The 16,291-nt window shown below is 35.1% G+C and carries 18 protein-coding genes; 7 read left to right on the forward strand and 11 right to left on the reverse strand.

Going from position 1 to position 16,291, the window contains the following annotated elements; translation table 11 throughout:
- The first annotated feature begins 101 nt into the window (after positions 1-101).
- Positions 102-740 (forward strand): hypothetical protein, encoded by a 639-nt coding sequence (locus KORDIASMS9_RS15355; protein ID WP_114903689.1) that lies wholly within the window; start codon positions 102-104, stop codon positions 738-740.
- 286 nt (positions 741-1,026) lie between these two features.
- Here the strand turns inward: KORDIASMS9_RS15355 and KORDIASMS9_RS15360 are convergent, their stop codons facing one another.
- The 4 genes from KORDIASMS9_RS15360 to dnaA all read right to left on the reverse strand — a co-directional run bounded on the left by KORDIASMS9_RS15360 (position 1,027) and on the right by dnaA (position 5,127).
- Positions 1,027-1,740 (reverse strand): SAM-dependent methyltransferase, encoded by a 714-nt coding sequence (locus KORDIASMS9_RS15360; RefSeq protein ID WP_114903690.1) that lies wholly within the window; start codon positions 1,738-1,740, stop codon positions 1,027-1,029.
- A gap of 27 nt (positions 1,741-1,767) precedes the next feature.
- Positions 1,768-3,165, reverse strand: a complete 1,398-nt coding sequence (locus KORDIASMS9_RS15365; protein WP_114903691.1) for a PQQ-dependent sugar dehydrogenase — start codon at positions 3,163-3,165, stop codon at positions 1,768-1,770.
- A 68-nt stretch (positions 3,166-3,233) separates the two neighbouring features.
- Positions 3,234-3,689 carry a low molecular weight protein-tyrosine-phosphatase gene (locus KORDIASMS9_RS15370; RefSeq protein WP_114903692.1) on the reverse strand — a complete coding sequence of 152 codons (456 nt, stop codon included), beginning with the start codon at positions 3,687-3,689 and terminating at the stop codon, positions 3,234-3,236.
- A 10-nt stretch (positions 3,690-3,699) separates the two neighbouring features.
- Positions 3,700-5,127, reverse strand: a complete 1,428-nt coding sequence (gene dnaA / locus KORDIASMS9_RS15375) for a chromosomal replication initiator protein DnaA (RefSeq protein ID WP_114903693.1) — start codon at positions 5,125-5,127, stop codon at positions 3,700-3,702.
- A 203-nt stretch (positions 5,128-5,330) separates the two neighbouring features.
- On the opposite strand from dnaA, the gene KORDIASMS9_RS15380 reads away from it, so the two are divergent.
- The 4 genes from KORDIASMS9_RS15380 (at position 5,331) to KORDIASMS9_RS15395 (ending at position 7,283) form a co-directional block, all read left to right on the forward strand.
- Complete coding sequence (locus KORDIASMS9_RS15380; RefSeq protein ID WP_114903694.1) at positions 5,331-5,747, forward strand: thioesterase family protein; 417 nt, start codon at positions 5,331-5,333, stop codon at positions 5,745-5,747.
- A gap of 157 nt (positions 5,748-5,904) precedes the next feature.
- Positions 5,905-6,372: an N-acetyltransferase gene (locus tag KORDIASMS9_RS15385; protein WP_114903695.1), complete on the forward strand. Its 468-nt coding sequence runs from the start codon at positions 5,905-5,907 to the stop codon at positions 6,370-6,372.
- Positions 6,365-6,910 carry a hypothetical protein gene (locus tag KORDIASMS9_RS15390; protein ID WP_114903696.1) on the forward strand — a complete coding sequence of 182 codons (546 nt, stop codon included), beginning with the start codon at positions 6,365-6,367 and terminating at the stop codon, positions 6,908-6,910. Before KORDIASMS9_RS15385 ends, KORDIASMS9_RS15390 begins: the two co-directional genes overlap by 8 nt.
- A gap of 37 nt (positions 6,911-6,947) precedes the next feature.
- Positions 6,948-7,283: a hypothetical protein gene (locus KORDIASMS9_RS15395; protein WP_114903697.1), complete on the forward strand. Its 336-nt coding sequence runs from the start codon at positions 6,948-6,950 to the stop codon at positions 7,281-7,283.
- 18 nt (positions 7,284-7,301) lie between these two features.
- Here KORDIASMS9_RS15395 and KORDIASMS9_RS15400 read toward each other — a convergent pair whose 3' ends face one another.
- From KORDIASMS9_RS15400 to KORDIASMS9_RS15420, 5 genes are read right to left on the reverse strand one after another with little or no spacing between them, the layout of a single operon-like run.
- Entirely contained in the window at positions 7,302-7,910 is a 609-nt protein-coding gene (locus tag KORDIASMS9_RS15400; RefSeq protein ID WP_205317998.1) for a YigZ family protein, read from the reverse strand.
- A 27-nt stretch (positions 7,911-7,937) separates the two neighbouring features.
- Positions 7,938-8,798 carry a DMT family transporter gene (locus tag KORDIASMS9_RS15405; RefSeq protein WP_114903699.1) on the reverse strand — a complete coding sequence of 287 codons (861 nt, stop codon included), beginning with the start codon at positions 8,796-8,798 and terminating at the stop codon, positions 7,938-7,940.
- The gene (locus tag KORDIASMS9_RS15410; protein WP_114903700.1) at positions 8,795-9,409 is read right to left on the reverse strand and encodes an HAD family phosphatase; all 615 of its coding nucleotides are present in this window, start codon (positions 9,407-9,409) and stop codon (positions 8,795-8,797) included. The genes KORDIASMS9_RS15405 and KORDIASMS9_RS15410 overlap by 4 nt, the downstream gene beginning before the upstream one ends.
- Positions 9,402-10,448, reverse strand: a complete 1,047-nt coding sequence (gene ribD / locus KORDIASMS9_RS15415) for a bifunctional diaminohydroxyphosphoribosylaminopyrimidine deaminase/5-amino-6-(5-phosphoribosylamino)uracil reductase RibD (RefSeq protein ID WP_240321060.1) — start codon at positions 10,446-10,448, stop codon at positions 9,402-9,404. Before ribD ends, KORDIASMS9_RS15410 begins: the two co-directional genes overlap by 8 nt.
- A complete protein-coding gene (locus KORDIASMS9_RS15420) occupies positions 10,448-10,909 on the reverse strand; it encodes a hypothetical protein (protein WP_114903701.1) in 462 nt (153 codons plus the stop codon). Before KORDIASMS9_RS15420 ends, ribD begins: the two co-directional genes overlap by 1 nt.
- Before the next feature lie 244 nt (positions 10,910-11,153).
- On the opposite strand from KORDIASMS9_RS15420, the gene KORDIASMS9_RS15425 reads away from it, so the two are divergent.
- The gene (locus KORDIASMS9_RS15425; protein WP_114903702.1) at positions 11,154-11,726 is read left to right on the forward strand and encodes a pentapeptide repeat-containing protein; all 573 of its coding nucleotides are present in this window, start codon (positions 11,154-11,156) and stop codon (positions 11,724-11,726) included.
- A gap of 48 nt (positions 11,727-11,774) precedes the next feature.
- On the forward strand, positions 11,775-12,251 hold the full coding sequence (locus tag KORDIASMS9_RS15430) for a GNAT family N-acetyltransferase (protein WP_114903703.1): 477 nt from the start codon (positions 11,775-11,777) through the stop codon (positions 12,249-12,251).
- Positions 12,252-12,852: 601 nt separating this feature from the next.
- Here the strand turns inward: KORDIASMS9_RS15430 and KORDIASMS9_RS15440 are convergent.
- Complete coding sequence (locus KORDIASMS9_RS15440) at positions 12,853-15,378, reverse strand: TonB-dependent receptor plug domain-containing protein (protein ID WP_240321061.1); 2,526 nt, start codon at positions 15,376-15,378, stop codon at positions 12,853-12,855.
- Entirely contained in the window at positions 15,362-16,276 is a 915-nt protein-coding gene (locus tag KORDIASMS9_RS15445) for a FecR family protein (protein WP_114903704.1), read from the reverse strand. The genes KORDIASMS9_RS15440 and KORDIASMS9_RS15445 overlap by 17 nt, the downstream gene beginning before the upstream one ends.
- Positions 16,277-16,291: the final 15 nt, after the last annotated feature.

The following is a 16,291-nucleotide window of genomic DNA, read 5'->3' on the forward strand; positions in this document are numbered from 1 at the left end:
TTAACAAAAATATTTGGTTTTTAAAAAATGTGTCGTATATTTGCACGCTGAAATTTCAAGCTTAATTCTCGAATTAGTCAGTCTTGAAGAAATCAATTTTTATGGTAAAAAAAGCAATAAAATTTTCAATTTTAGTAGCTGTTTTGACATTTGTAAGTTTAGGTTTCACTTCAAAAAAAGAAGCCAACGTTCTTAAAAATAATAAAAAAAATACGTCATCTGAACTGTTTACAGTAAACCCCATAGATGACAACTACTTCGGGAAAGCGCCAATTCCATTTACAGGACAAAGTTATTTGGGCTTCAAAGAAGCAGTAGGATTTAAAGAATCTCAGGGAAATTACTTTGTGGTAAATACCTTAGGTTATCTCGGAAAGTATCAATTTGGAAAAGGAACATTAGAAATGATCGGCATTTATAATCCGCAAGCATTCTTAAAAAATCCAAAATTACAAGAGAAAGCCTTTGAAGCAAATGCCTCAAGAAATAAGTGGATTCTTAGAAAAGACATTCAACGCTCCGTTGGGAAGCGAATCAACGGTGTAGTAGTGACCGAGTCAGGAATTTTGGCTGCGGCACACTTAGCTGGCCCAGGAAGCGTAAAGAAGTACTTGAGAAGCGGAGGAAGACAAGGTTTTTCTGACGCGTATGGAACGACGGTAAAATATTATATGAAGCGATTTGCTGGATATGATGTTTCATCGATCAAAGCCGACAAAAAAGCAAAAGCAAGAGTGTAACAACTCAAATTGGTTAACATTATATGAAAAACCTCAGTGTGGAAACATGCTGAGGTTTTTTTGGTTTTAGGTCGCTGTAATTTTGGGTTTTAGGTGTTGGTTAAGATTAGCGCATGCAATGTATATTCAAGCTATTAGTGTCTAACAGCGCAGCAGTCTAAGAAGTTTCAGCTTTAGCAAGAACAAGTCTAAAAGCGCGTAGCGCAGTCTAAAAGCAAAGCGTTCTAGCATCTAACAGCGGAGCGGTCTAATATCTAACAGCGATCTAACATCTAATAGCGAAATTCTATTTATCAATCACAAACATCGTAGGCCTTTTATGTAAACTTACGGATGTTTTTTTCCATTCGTTAATTGTCAATGTTTTGATGTATTCTGTAGCTAAAGTAATGTCACAAGCAACGCACAAACGGGTATTTCCTGAAAGCGTGGATGTCAAATCTGCCATGAGTTTGTCATTTCGGTAGGGCGTTTCAATAAACGCTTGTGATTGATCTAAATCTTTTGCACGTTTTTCCAATTGTTTGATGGCGCGTTTGCGTTCGTCTTTGTCAATCGGTAAATAGCCATTAAACGCAAAGTTTTGTCCGTTCATGCCCGAAGCCATCATTGCCATTAATATGGAAGATGGACCTACCAATGGAACCACACGAATTCCTCGTTCATGTGCTATTTTTACGATCTCTGAACCTGGATCGGCAACACCAGGACAACCCGCTTCTGAAAGTAATCCTACATTTTTTCCTTGATGAATGGCTTCTAAAAACGCAGGCAACTCTTGATCTTGTGTGTATTTATTCAACACATACAATTCTAAAAGTGGTTGTACTTTTTTTGGAGTAATTTTTTTAATGAAGCGACGTGCCGATTTTTCATTCTCAACAATGAAATGATTGGTTGCTTCAATGACTTTTTTTACAGATAAAGGCAATACTTCTAAAGGTTCATTATCGCCTAAAGTTGTAGGAATCAAATATAAAATTCCGTTTGGAGCTTGCATAGAGTGGAAGTTTGATTACAAATAAAACTAATTTTTGACGAATTTATGATAGGAAACGGCATCATTATTTGAAATTAGTTGCACAACATACATTCCTTTTGCCAATTGATTTGTGGTAATTTTTTGATTTTCAGTCAAAATTGTGGTTGTTGAGATGAAGCTTCCATCAAGAGAAAATATCATGACTTCTTTAATTTGAGAAGCTGCGTTTTGATTGCGAATCTGAAAATAGTCGCTTACAGGATTTGGATACAATTGATAGTTGGTCTCCAAAGAATTTTCAGCAATGCTCAACGTTGGATCGTATACTTGATATATAACGCCATCGGATAATCCTGCGGCATACATTTCTTTGTTCATATCTTCTCCAAACGTAGAAAGGTTTGCATTAAAGCCAATATGATTCATGTTCATGTTCCATCCATTGCCCATGATAGATGGCTCTAAAGTACCGACTTCATTACTGCAATAATCTGCGAAAATATACCAGCCTTGTATGTTTGGGTACATGCTTCCTCTGTAAACATAACCACCTGTAATGGCGCAACGAAAAGGCGTGCCGCCGTAATTATATTCGCTTACGGGAAATGCAATGGTGGCGATAGGTGGACAACCAGAAGTGTCGAATATAGCGTTTCCTTCATAACATTTCCAACCAAAATTATAACCAGCATTTACTATCGGAACATTGTTGATTTCTTCTCTGTTGCTTTGTCCCACATCACCAATCCACAATTCGCCATTGTCACTGTCAAAGGACATTTTCCAAGGATTTCGAAGTCCATACGACCAAATTTCATCCAAACCTGCGTTACTTCCCACAAACGGATTGCTTGGAGGAATTGTATAGCCAGTTGCGCCGCTTACATCAATGCGTAAAATTTTTCCTAGAAGTGATTGTAGGTTTTGCGCAAAATTTTGTGGATCGCCCGCGCTTCCGCCATCACCGATTGCAATGTATAAAAAGCCATCGTTTCCAAATGCCATACAACCGCCGTTGTGGTTGATGTATGGTTGTGAAATCGTTAATAAAATTTCTTCAGAGGTATCATCAGCAATGTTTGGATTGGCAGAAGTCGTAAACCGTGCAATGACCGTATCGCCGCTATTGTTGATGTAATTTACATAAAAACGGTTGTTTATAGTGTAATTTGGATCAAATGCCAAACCGAGCAAACCTTGTTCATTTCCGGTAGAACGAACACGTGCATCAATATCTAAAAAAGGTGTTGCGTTTGTAGTTCCATCAGGATTTAAAATTTTAATAATACCATCTTGTTCTACGATGAATAATCGTGAATCATTGGCATGTTTGATATCGACAGGTCTTGTGAATCCGTTAGCAAAAGGATTTAATAGCACTCCTTGAGCGCACATTAATATTGGAAATACCAATGCTAATAATAGGTGTATTTTTCTTTTCATGGCAAAGTAGGTTGGTAATTTTTATAGAAAGATACAAAAATTAGGAACTACTTTTGTTTGTAGATGATTTATGAAATTTTCTCAGCGAAAATGCTGCAAGCTTCTTCTAACATTCGATACACGTTCTCAAATCCTTGATCGCCGCCGTAATATGGATCGGGAACTTCAGCATTTGAGTTTGGTGTAATTTGGTTGAGAATCATGTGTATTTTTGCTTGATCTGTTTCCATTTCCGCCAAAGCGAGGATGTTATCATAGTTCGATTGATCCATCGCAAAGATGTAATCAAACGTTTGAAAATCGCTTTTAACGAACTTTCTCGATCGTTGGTAGGTAATGTCTAGTCCATATTGTTTCGCGATCGCAATTGAGCGTTTGTCTGGAAGTGCGCCAACATGATATCCTGCGGTTCCAGCGGAATCGACTTCAAACTTCGTAGGATCGAGTTTAGACGCTAAAATTCCTTCCGCTAAAGGAGATCGACAAATATTCCCTAAGCATACCATTAAAATTTTAGTCTTCATTTGGTGGAGTTTACAACGAAAGTTTCTTCGTTAAGTCTTCTACGTACTTGCGAAATTGCTTGTCTGTAGACGATAAATTATCAACCGTTTTGCAAGCGTGTAATACTGTCGCGTGATCGCGCTTTCCAATTTGAGAACCAATACTTGCTAAGGAAGCTTTGGTGAATTTTTTTGCAAAAAACATGGCTAATTGTCTCGCTTGTACAATATGACGTTTGCGTGTTTTTGATTGTAAGGTAGAAACATCCATCTGGAAATAGTCAGATACTACTTTTTGGATATAATCTATAGAAACTTCACGTTTTGTATTCTTGACGAATTTTTCAACAACTTGTTTCGCCAAATCAATCGTCACTTCTTTTTTATTGAAAGAAGATTGCGCAATCAATGAAATGATGGCACCTTCTAACTCACGCACATTCGATTTGATGTTTTTGGCAACATATTCAATAATGTCGTTTGGCATTTCCACGCCATCGCGATATAATTTATTTTTTACGATAGAAACACGTGTTTCAAAATCGGGTGTTTGCAATTCGGCAGAAAGTCCCCATTTAAAACGAGATAATAAGCGTTGCTCAATATCTTGCATGTCTACAGGAGCTTTGTCAGACGTTAAAATCACTTGCTTTCCATTTTGGTGTAAGTGATTGAAAATGTGAAAGAATACATCTTGCGTTCCAGATTTCCCAGAGAAGAATTGTACATCATCAATGATTAGTACATCAATCAACTGATAAAAGTGGATAAAATCGTTTCGTGTATTCTTTTTTACAGACTCTATATATTGTTGTGTAAATTTCTCTGCAGAAATGTACAACACCGTTTTTTCTGGATATTTATCTTTGATTTCGACACCAATTGCATGCGCAATGTGAGTTTTTCCTAAACCAACACCACCAAAAATTAAGAGTGGATTAAAAGAAGTTCCACCAGGTTTGTTGGCAACTGCCATTCCTGCAGAACGCGCTAGACGATTGGAATCTCCTTCTAGGAAATTATCAAAATTATAATTTGGATTTAACTGAGATTCAATCTTTACATTTCTGATGCCAGGAATGATGAATGGATTTTTCAGTTCAGGACTTTTATTTTTGATAGGAACATCAATTTCTTGTGCTTTCACATTGCTTCTATTGGCACTTGGAATTTTTTCTGTGAATGGCTTTTTATTGCCATAGGTATTTTCCATTTTAATGATATACACTAATCGTGCATTATTCCCCAATTCTTTCACTAAAGCTACTTTTAATAACTTCACATAATGCTCTTCAAGCCACTCATAAAAAAACTTACTGGGAACTTGAATGCTTAACGCTTTATTTGTTAACTTTACAGGCTTTATAGGCTCAAACCAAGTCTTATATGCTTGCGGTTGAATGTTGTCCTTTATGAAAGACAGACAGTTATCCCATACTGATTGCGCAGTTACATTCATTTATTGTCGTTAAAAGTGTTATTCTTAGGTTAGGAAAAAAAAAGAAAATTCGGGGTTTTCTCCTTTTATTTTTAGCGTGAACAAATATGTGAAAAAAAAAGTGAAAAAAAAATTTGAACGCTATTGAATTTGTTAAATTTTTTTCGCATGCTTGGAAACAATTTCTTTACAATTCATTAACATTACTAAATATATAAAAAACTTTGAGAAGTCACGAAATAAAAACAAGAATTCGCTATGCTGAAACCGATCAAATGGGTGTTGTATATCATGGTAACTATGTGCAATTCATGGAAATGGGGAGAACTGAATGGTTGCGCACACTAGGAATCTCATATAAAGAGATGGAGGAAATGGGCGTCATGCTTCCTGTAATTTCTATTCAGATCAATTATAAAAAGTCTGCGTATTATGACGAGGTGTTGACGGTAAAAACCACACTTAAAAAATTGCCGTCGGTTAAGATCGAATTTGACTACATAATTTTGAACGAAAGTAAGGAAATTATTACAGAAGCGAATGCGGTTTTGGCATTCATAAATATGGAGACTAAAAGACCTATGAAATGTCCTGCGCATTTGATCGAAAAATTATCGACGATTGACTTTAATGCATCCTAAATTTTATCAAATTTTTCAAATCGTGATTCAAAAACTAAAAAATACCTCGTTAGCTTTTACTATACAATTCTACATTTAATATTAGCATAAAATAAGTTTACAAATTTGTAAACATTTGGTTAAAAATTACCAAAATCGGAAATAAATTCGTAAATTTATGGTCATAACTGAAATAATAACGGGGAAAAAGCATCGTGTTCAAATAACACCTATCATTCATGACGATTATCGTACCATAACTAAAGCGCGTTACTTTTTCAATTGGAAACAAGAAAAGAACTTTGAAGTCTATAAATTATGTACCGTAACTTCAAATGATATCTTAGGTTTGATTTCCTTAGAACGAATTCCAAGTGAATGGCGTGTGCATATTCGATTGCTTACTGTTTCTGTTGAAAACTGTGGGAAAAAGAAGAAATTTGGTCAAATTGCAGGAAACTTGCTCACATTTGCAGCAAAAATAGCCATCTTAGAATATGCTGAACTTGCTTGCGTTTCTTTGCGTCCGAAAACAGAAATCGCGCAACATTATATTAACAGTTATAATATGACGTCAACTGGGCTTACACTCAGTATTGAAATGCCAGAAATTATACATTTGATAAACCGATTTGATCATGACTAAAGAAAAAAATTATACAGATCCAGAATTTGGCGTTGACAGTCGTTATGCGTCTGAACAAGAATACCAATCAGAAGCAACTGCCTTGATGGAAGCGCGTTTGCAACGTATGAAAGGTTTGTCTAAAGACCAAATCATTCGTGCCAAGTTGTTGCAATTAAAGTTGAAAATGCAAGAATTCATTAAGCAACCTGTATACGAGCAGCGTACTTATTTTTCTGATTTTTTACAATTATATGTAGATGCAATTTATTCCAAACGTGCTATTTTTGCAAAAGACATTGGCATTACGTCTGTTCAATTGAGCCAAATTATAAACAATCATCGTGCGCCACAAGATGATTTTATTTTAAAGTTAATGATACATTCTGAAATGATTTATAAAGATGTAAGTTCATTTCCCAAAGAACTCTGGTATCAAGTGTATTTTCATGAAAAGTTGTGCAATACCTTGTCTACACAACAAGAATGGAAATCGAAATTGGAGCAAGAAGTTTGTGTGAGTGAGCCGATTGTGAAGTATAGGAAAGGAAAGAAGTGATTTTTTTTATTAGTTGAATTTATAGAACAGACTTATCATGGGAATGTATATTTTATTATTTATAATTTTTATCTCTGCCGTTTTTTTAGAAAGAATCAAGCACCATTATACACACAACAAACAAGGTTGGAAAGTACAAAAGATCAGTTACAAACAAATAGATTATTCAGAAAAAATTAATGAAAAATGGCAAACGATTAAAATTGATGCTAACATTACTATTGGCACTTTTGAACCATTTTTTAAAAGTAAAGAAGCTTGGAAGTCATATCCCAACTGGGCACAAAATCGCTCTTTAATTATAGAACGTGTAACTAAAAAGTTTCCATTGAAAGATGAAATACGATTAATTGGTGCTGATGATGATATATGAATAAAGCTAAATTGAGTTTTATTCAATTTCCTCAATCGAAATTTCATACAAATTCTCAAATAACTCAAAAATCTGTTGGGCATCTTTTTTACGCACCGAAATGGTAATTCTGCAATCCATTTCTAATTTTTGTGAAATGATAGTTAAGTTTCGCTCTTTGATGACACGCATGACTTTGTTCATGTTTTTATAATCAAACACAAGCAAATACTCTACATTGATGGTTTTTTCAAGAATTTCAGAAGCTTCTAGCGCTAGTTGCGCGCCAGTTCTGTATGCATTGATCAATCCGCCGACACCTAGTTTCGTACCTCCAAAATAACGAACCACGACAATGAGAATATTGGTGACTTCAAACGACTGAATTTGTCCATAAATCGGCATGCCAGCACTGTTAGAAGGTTCGCCATCGTCGTTGGCACGAAAACGAAACGGTTCACTTTTTCCCAATTGCCACGCATAACACCAATGTCGCGCCGAATGGTGACTTTTCTTCAACGCTTCCAACTGTTGCTTAATGTCGTCTTCATTGGAAACCGGAAACGCATAGCCGAAAAATTTACTATTTCGATCTTTAAACAACACTTCTTCCGAAGGTTTGTCAATGGTTTTGTAGGTGTCTTTCATTTCCAAAGTTGAGATATTTTAAAAAGTTTACACCGAAACCGCAATCATCGCAATACTAACAATCGCAATGCCAATGCCGATCCAATTTTTGGTGATGAGTTTTTCTTTAAATAAGATAATTCCAAAGATAGTCGATAACATCACAATTGCGACATTGTTTATGGGAAATACGGTTGAACTATCGCCCAAGTTTTCAGGTCTGAGTGCTTTTAATAAAAATATAATCGAATAGAAATTTGGGATTCCAAGTGCAATGCCTCCCAAAATGGTTTTACCTGTAATTTTTAAGTTTCCACGAATAATTGCTACTACAATTCCAATGATAAACGCACAACCAAAAACTGTCGATGAAAAGATAGGAACTTCCCCTGCGGCCAAATATTTGGTTTCTATATATTTGATCGCAGTATCAATAACGCCAGAGCCTAAAAAGAGTAGGATAGGGAAGAGCAACTTTTTACGTTCAAAGGTATTGCCATCGTTTTTAACAGTGGTTAAATAGACCGCTAACAACGCCAAAAGAATACCCGAAATTTTTAGCAAACTCAATTTTTCTTGATACACGATCACTGCAAAAACGACAGGAATCACCACCGACATTTTACTTGCCACAGAAGCTACCGAAAGTCCGTTGCGTTGCGCTGTGGTTGCCATTACTATAAAAATTGCAATGAATAAAAACCCTAAAATTACGGAACCGAGAATCCACGGGCGTTGTGTAATTTCGGTAACAGTCATTCCGTTTCTGTAAAAGAAAAATCCGCAACAAAAAGCCGTTAAATAATTGACAACAATCGCTTGAAAGGTGTTGATTTGAAATTTGTCAAACAGTTTAAAAATGACAAATAACGAACTCGAAATGCAGACACTTAGGATGAGGTATATCAAAATAATGATTGTTTGTGTGTGAATATATCAACAATATCTTCTTTGCCAGGGATCAAATTCCAAACGTGAATTCCGAGCGTTGCCGCTGCATCTGTATTTTCTTTGGTATCGTCAATAAAAATAGTTTCTTCGGGTTTTAAATTGTTTTCATTCAACACAAATTCGTAAATGTCCACGTTAGGTTTTCGAAAATGAATTTCGTGCGATAAATAGAATTGTTCAAAACAATTTTTAAACTCATTATACAACTCCATCCCCCAATCTTCTTGAATCCACGAAATGTGCAAATCGTTTGTGTTGCTTAATATAAAAAGGCGATAGTTGTTGTCTTTTGCTAATTTTTGAATGAACTCCATACGATGTTTTGGAAAGTCTTTTAAAATCGCATTCCACGCATCAATTAAATCTTTTTTGGTAGTTTCCGGAAATTGTGCGTGATAAAAATTTACAAATTCTTCTGTTGAAATTAATCCTTTTTCATACGCTTGATTTTTTTCCATCATTTCGGTTGTGAAATCGTCAATGCCTAACTTGTCCAACTCGCGCTGTGTGGCAGGTTTGTCCAAATTGATAAAGATATCGCCGTAATCGAAAATTATATTTTTAATCATTCGTGTAAATGTCTAATGAATTGTCTAAAATTGTGGTGTTGGATTGTAACTTTCCTTGTAAAATAGGCACTTCAATTCCTTTTTCGAAAGAAATATTTCCTGTAAATACACGCGCTTCATCCCACAAATTGGCATCAATAAAAGTTTGCAACGTTTGTTTGCCGCCTTCAATAATTACAGATTGTAACTCGTTATTGTATAACACGTTACAGATTTGTTGTGCCAGGTTTTGAGAGAAATCAATCGTTTCAAAAAGCACATTTTCTGTAGAAGCTTTCGTTTGTTCCGTCAATACAATCGTTTTTACTAATGGATCAAACAGTGCATAACTTTCAGGAATTCGCAAACTTCTGTCCAACACAATTCGCACAGGATTGTTGCCAAACCAATCGCGTGTATTTAATTTCGGATTGTCTGTAATTGCCGTATTTGTTCCCACCAAAATTGCCGTTTCTTCACTGCGCCATTTATGAACCAACTGACGCGCATAAGTATTGGTAATCCAATTGGGTTGTACCGGATCGTTTTCATGGCGAATTTTATCCATAAAACCATCTTGTGTTTGCGCCCATTTCAAAATAATGTATGGACGTTTGTGCTGATGAAAGGTGAAAAATCGTTTGTTGGAAGCGATGCATTCATCTCTTAATACACCCAAAGTGACTTCACAACCTGCATCTTTTAGCTTTTCAATACCTTTTCCTGCCACTTTTGCAAACGGATCTATCGTGCCAATCACCACTTTTGGAATTTGATGCTTGATGATTAAATTGCTACATGGAGGCGTTTTCCCAAAATGACTGCACGGTTCTAACGAAACATAAATAGTAGCTTCTTTTAATAAGGATTTGTCTTTAACAGAAGCAACCGCGTTCACTTCGGCATGATTTCCGCCGTATGCACTTGTATATCCTTCGCCAATAATCGTTTCATTGTGCACAATTACAGCGCCCACGGAAGGGTTGGGCATGGCAGCCGATACACCATTCGCAGCCAACTGCAAACAACGTTTCATATAGGTTTTGTGCGTGTTTGTCATTAGATTTTAATTTTCACTTCTTGCGTTGTATTTACTTCATAATCATACGAAAACCCTAATTTTGTATAGGTAATAATTCCTTTGTATTGTACGTTTATTTTTTTGTTGAGAATGCTATTTAAAATGCCGCCCAACACTCCATTTTCGTTGTTGTCAAATACTTTTTTGGTAGGAATTACTACTTTAAGTGGAATCGTAAATTCTTCACCCGCAGGCACTTCAAACAGTTCTGAACTCATCTGCGCCACTTTTACATTGTTGATCAATATGTCGATGTTTTTGCTTTCCAAACTTCCGCCAATATCATTTTTATTGATGAAGAAAGCATCTGCCGTCAACACAATATTTTCTAACGTAGAAGAGACTACTTTCATGTTATCTACTTTTACAAATAATGGTTTTTCACGTACGTTACAACTGATAATCAGTAGCAACATTGGAATGATGATGCGTTTTTTCATGTTTTATTTTGTAAAATTTAATACGTTATTACGAGCGATAGCGCGGTAATCTGCTTATTAAGAAGCAGATTCCTGCAAGTTTATAAATAATACTTTCGTACGAATTTATAAACGTTCGCAATGGCTTTTCAAAAACATAAACAAGGTTGTAATTTCAATCTAAAACAACTAGAAATTCACAACCAAATTTAGTATCTTCACAGCATCGCAAAACTACACAATTTCTATTTGAAGCGAATACAAAATGAGTCAAGAATTCTATCAAGATCAAACTTTTACACAAATTGATTATACACAACAAACATTTCCGAAGGGCGAATACGACCATTGCACGTTTGTCAATTGCAAATTTGAAAATGTAGATATGGCAGCAATGACGTTTTTAGAATGTACGTTTGACACCTGCGATGTAACCAATGCAAAAGTGAAAAGCACCTCGTTCAACGTAGTCGATTTTGTGAATAGTAAGTTGTTAGGTGTAAATTTTAGTGTGTGCAAAGATTTTATGTTGTCGCTCACGTTTAAAGAATGCAATTTGGAATTGGCGTCCTTTGCGGAATTGAATTTGAAAGAAATCACATTTAGCGGAAGCAATTTGCAAAAAGTAGACTTTACTTCGACGAATTTGGAAAGTGCTACATTTGATGATTGCGATGTAAAAGGAGCTATTTTTGAGCAAACCAATTTGCAAAAAGCAGATTTTACGTCAGCACGTAATTACACGATTGATCCGACACAGAATCGGCTTAAAAAAGCGAAATTCTCCCGTTCGGAAGTTCATGGTTTGCTGGCGAAGTTTGATGTTACGATAGTTTAGGAGTGATGAGTTATGGGGTAGGAGTTTTTTAATTTTTAATTATAAAAAATGAACATCAGAAAAATACAACCAGAAGACAATGCAGCAATGGCAGCCTGCATTCGCTTGGTGATTCCGGAGTTTGACATGCCAAAAGTGGGCACAGCGTACGAAGATCCCGAAACGGATGTCATGTTTGAATCCTATCAAGGCGAACGCGAAGTTTATTATGTAATTGAAGAAGATGGAGAAGTGCTTGGCGGCGGTGGAATAAAGCAGTTACGTGACAATCCTCCGCATGTGTGTGAGTTACAGAAAATGTATTTTTTTCCGAAAACCCGAGGAAAAGGCTACGGAAAAATCTTGTTTGCCAAATGTTTGGAAGCAGCAAAAGAATTTGGATACTCGCAGTGTTACTTAGAATCGTCCCCAAAATTTAAAGCTGCCATTCACATTTATGAACTTTTCGGATTTAAGCATTTGGACAAACCCTTAGGTGCGACAGGACATTATTCTTGCGATGTGTGGATGTTGAAAGATTTATAGAATTAGGTCTTTGAACGCTTTGCTTTTAGGTCTTGGGTTGCTTGTATTTCCTTGAATACTATTGGCCCTTCGACAAGTTTAGCGTGAACGATATTTAGAATATTATATTTTAAATAAAAAAGATAAATTATTTTTGCGAACAGCGAACAGTTGGTTAAATTTTTAACGTCTTATTTTTAGTTATTTACAAAATAAGGAGTCCGAGAAAGTGTTGATTTCCATGCTTTTTGGTACTCTGAAACGGTACTCTTTTGACACTTTAAAATCAATATATTTTCGATTGATTTTTAGCTTTTTATCTATCGCTAAAAAAGTATCAGTTTTTCTCATGTAATTTAAACAAAAATACACGAAAAAATGGTACGTAAAGAGCAAACAAAAAGAAAGACAATTTTAGACAAACTAGATTTGGATACGATTCCTAAATCTACTAAACCACTCATTGATACAAAAAAGTATTGAAACACCCTGCGACTAAAGTAGTTATTTGTGGTGTGGCAATTTATGGAATCCTTAAAGTTTCAAAATACTTTAATAATGATTATGCAGAACTTATTCGAGCATCAAAGAACTTGAGTAATGCTCGTAAATAGTAATGAATTTAATTAAAATATAACCTACATGAAAAATTAGGTGTCATACCTAATGAAAAACGCCGTATATCAGAAACAGTATCTTGAGGATTAATTCGGTAATATTTTTCTATTTGGTTGTTCGTGTTTAGTACATTCCAGAGGGCAAATGCAAAATCTAATCGCATCTTTTCTGATAATTGGTAAGCATATTTAGCTGAAAAGTCCAATCGAAGGTACTCTTCCAATCGTGAAGAGTTTACTTTCTCATAGTTGATTTCTCCATTGGAAGTTTCATTACCAGCAACAGGCATTGTCATAGGTTTGCCTGTTCTCCAATTTAATCCTAAACCTAATTTTAAAGAATTGTAAGAATAGGTAATCCCCGAAGTTATTGCATGTGTTATGTCATAATTGCTCACAAACGGATTGGCTTCTAATGAATTGAATGTATATTCATTGTTCATATATGAATAACTAAGCCACATATTTAGACGATCAAGTCGTTTTCTGAGCAGCACATCAATTCCATAAACGCTATACTGCCCATTTGCTTTTGTAAATTCATATTGATTTTGAAAACCCTGACTTTGTGTTGTAATTCCGTCAACTTCTTTAAAATATGCTTCTGCACTTGCCAACCAATTGTTTTTTTGATAATTGAGTCCAACAGACATTTGCCTGCTGGTAAGCACAGGAATATCGTTATCATTCGATAATTGCCAACGTCTTTTTTCAATTCCTAAAAAATCATTTTGAAAGTTGATAATTTGTGACGTGTTTTGGTGCTTAAATTCTGCTTGTGCCTCAACGATAAAATCATTCAAAAACGTATGACTCAAACTAAATCTAGGTTCAATGATGTGTTTTTGAAACTTATCAAGATAGTTATAACGTCCTCCCAAACTGATTTGTGTGTTTTTGTCATTTGAACTGTAGTTAATTCCTGTAAAGAAAGCATGCGTGCGTAACACTTCAGAAATTAACAAACGAATTAAAGGAATATCAATGTCGTCTAAATTAGTTACTTCGGTTTCTACAAAATGATATCCCGCAGTAATGGTAAAGTTGTCATTATACAGATAATTCAATTTTAATTTTGCACTGGTTTCTGAAACTTTATTTTCTTGTAAAAACCGTTGCGCATCTAAAACATTGGCATTGATGGCTTTTAACTTATAGTCTGTTTCATAAATTTCAAGCGTTGTAAACAATTTATCTCTCCAATTATTTTTAAAATACAATCCTGCTGCAAAACTATTTTGTTGTAAGTTACTTTCTCTGGAATCTTCTACAGTATCCGTTGACAATGTTTCGGTAAAACGCAATGTATTAGACACAAAAATTCCATTCAATCGCAATTCATTACGATCGTCTATGTTATATAACCAACGAAAAGAAGTGTCAAAAAAATCAAAGCTTTTGTCAGAATTGATAATATTTTCTTGATTCTCTTGAACTTCTGTATCCTGCTCTATTTGCTCAAAATAGGCATTATATGCAGGCGTTTCTATCAGGTCATTAATTGATTTCCTCGCCGCAATTTGTATGGATGATTTTTTACCAAGTGGTGTGTCAAAGAATATATTGGCATCGGTAAAATTTACTCCAACACTTCCTTTAAAAGTTGTTGAAATGTTTTTAGCCGTTTCCATAGCTATTGTTCCTGAAACACCATCAGTTTCGCTCGTATCTGTACCATTTTTTAATAATTGAACGTTTTGGGTAATTTGAGGATTGTACATCGAAATCAATCCAAAAAAATGTCCTGATTGATACATTTTAATACCATCCCATTTGATTAGATTTTGATCGTGAGTGCCGCCACGTATATTTAGGTTTGAAACAGTTTCATTGGTGCTTTGAATACCTGGGAAAGCCTGAACAGCTTGCAAGACATCATTTTCTATCATTCCTGGCAACATGTCAAAATTTTTAAAATTTAAAGTGAATGAGCCATTGCTAAGTTTGCTAATTCCTGATGCGATGTAGTTGGAGATAATGACACTTGAAAGTGATTCGGTTTGTTGTATAAGATATACGCTTCCGCATCCTTTTTCGGTAAAGTTTTCACTAATACGTTGCACGGTTTTATAAGATATGTGACGTATGGTGATGATTTCTTTTGGAGAAGAAATTTGCAAGCGAAAAAAACCATTTTCATCACTTGTTGTAGCGTTTGTTATGCCTTGAACGGTCGCTGCTTCAATAGGAGCATTTGTGTCATTATTTTTTAAAAAACCACAAACGATTACTCCTTTTTTTAACTTTACAATAATGAACCGACTGTCAATTTTTTGAAATGTAAACTTTGTTTCTCTTTCGAGCTGAAGTAATATTTTGGAAAGTGATGTTGAAAAATCGGGCGTCGTTACACTTACTTCTTTGAGTTGTTCTTGTGAATAATTAAATTCGACTTGAAACTCTTTCTTCACATTTTCTAAAACTGCAATTAAAGACTCTTTGTCAGTACTTGAAATTCGATTTTGTCCAAAACTACAAGTAGTAAGGAGCAAAACCATGAAAATTACATATATGTTATTGGTTAACTTCATATACGATTACACTTTTTTTGGCACTCATTTCAAAGCGTAAATTCATAGGTTCGGTAACTGATCGCAAGGCTTTTTGCAGATCATCATGCTGAAAACCTCCTGTAAAGCGTTGATCATTGTTAATGTTTTCTGTGGAAATGTTTACATCAAATTGACGCGCTATCTCGTCAAACACTTCTTGGATCGGAACTGCCGAAAATGAACTTAGATTTTGCGTCCAATACGGTTTTGTATTGTTCAGTTTTCGTTCTGTCAATTCATTATTTAAGATCACAAATTGATCGCCTTGTTTCAAAATACGTTGACGCGTTCCTGCTAAAACTTTAACAACACCTTCATAACATGTTACCTCAAAATAGTTCGTTCGTTTTTTTACATTGAATTGCGTTCCTACAACACGAACTGTGTCTTTTTCAGCAATCACATCAAATGTTTCTCCTTTGGCAACTTTAAAAAAAGCTTCTCCATTTAGTTGTATCATTCGCTCATTGCTCCAATTCTTTTTATCATACGTAATTGACGATTCAGCGTTGAGCACAATTTCGGAAGCATCCGGTAATACAATGTTCGTTTTTTCGCTCGCCGTGGTGGTGATAGTCGTTAAGGAATCATTCAAAAAGAAAAGATAGAATCCCACAAAAACCACAAATACAGCTGCAATTTTCATCAATGGCATCCATACTTTTGAAAAACCTCTTTTTTGCGATTGCGCAACTAATTTTTTCGCTTTAAACGTTTCATAATCATCAACCGTGTGAAAGTTTGACGCTTTAAATCGTTGCGCATTTTTGATGATGGACTGATAATATTCAAAATCAGCACTTTGTTCAAAATCCTTCAATTCAGATTCTGAAAGCTCGCCATTCAGCCATTTTTGTATCAAATTATCATTGTCCATTTCTAGTACATTTTA

Source organism: Kordia sp. SMS9 (assembly GCF_003352465.1).
Lineage (GTDB): Bacteria > Bacteroidota > Bacteroidia > Flavobacteriales > Flavobacteriaceae > Kordia.

What these genes read in the sequence shown, in the direction of transcription:
- KORDIASMS9_RS15390 (WP_114903696.1), top strand. Translation starts at nt 6,365, where the DNA reads ATGACTAAAGAAAAAAATTATACAGATCCAGAATTTGGCGTTGACAGT.
- KORDIASMS9_RS15420 (WP_114903701.1), bottom strand. Translation starts at nt 10,909, where the DNA reads ATGAAAAAACGCATCATCATTCCAATGTTGCTACTGATTATCAGTTGT.
- KORDIASMS9_RS15430 (WP_114903703.1), top strand. Translation starts at nt 11,775, where the DNA reads ATGAACATCAGAAAAATACAACCAGAAGACAATGCAGCAATGGCAGCC.
- KORDIASMS9_RS15365 (WP_114903691.1), bottom strand. Translation starts at nt 3,165, where the DNA reads ATGAAAAGAAAAATACACCTATTATTAGCATTGGTATTTCCAATATTA.
- ribD (WP_240321060.1), bottom strand. Translation starts at nt 10,448, where the DNA reads ATGACAAACACGCACAAAACCTATATGAAACGTTGTTTGCAGTTGGCT.
- KORDIASMS9_RS15445 (WP_114903704.1), bottom strand. Translation starts at nt 16,276, where the DNA reads ATGGACAATGATAATTTGATACAAAAATGGCTGAATGGCGAGCTTTCA.
- dnaA (WP_114903693.1), bottom strand. Translation starts at nt 5,127, where the DNA reads ATGAATGTAACTGCGCAATCAGTATGGGATAACTGTCTGTCTTTCATA.
- KORDIASMS9_RS15440 (WP_240321061.1), bottom strand. Translation starts at nt 15,378, where the DNA reads ATGAAGTTAACCAATAACATATATGTAATTTTCATGGTTTTGCTCCTT.
- KORDIASMS9_RS15425 (WP_114903702.1), top strand. Translation starts at nt 11,154, where the DNA reads ATGAGTCAAGAATTCTATCAAGATCAAACTTTTACACAAATTGATTAT.
- KORDIASMS9_RS15400 (WP_205317998.1), bottom strand. Translation starts at nt 7,910, where the DNA reads ATGAAAGACACCTACAAAACCATTGACAAACCTTCGGAAGAAGTGTTG.
- KORDIASMS9_RS15385 (WP_114903695.1), top strand. Translation starts at nt 5,905, where the DNA reads ATGGTCATAACTGAAATAATAACGGGGAAAAAGCATCGTGTTCAAATA.
- KORDIASMS9_RS15410 (WP_114903700.1), bottom strand. Translation starts at nt 9,409, where the DNA reads ATGATTAAAAATATAATTTTCGATTACGGCGATATCTTTATCAATTTG.
- KORDIASMS9_RS15370 (WP_114903692.1), bottom strand. Translation starts at nt 3,689, where the DNA reads ATGAAGACTAAAATTTTAATGGTATGCTTAGGGAATATTTGTCGATCT.
- KORDIASMS9_RS15355 (WP_114903689.1), top strand. Translation starts at nt 102, where the DNA reads ATGGTAAAAAAAGCAATAAAATTTTCAATTTTAGTAGCTGTTTTGACA.
- KORDIASMS9_RS15395 (WP_114903697.1), top strand. Translation starts at nt 6,948, where the DNA reads ATGGGAATGTATATTTTATTATTTATAATTTTTATCTCTGCCGTTTTT.
- KORDIASMS9_RS15360 (WP_114903690.1), bottom strand. Translation starts at nt 1,740, where the DNA reads ATGCAAGCTCCAAACGGAATTTTATATTTGATTCCTACAACTTTAGGC.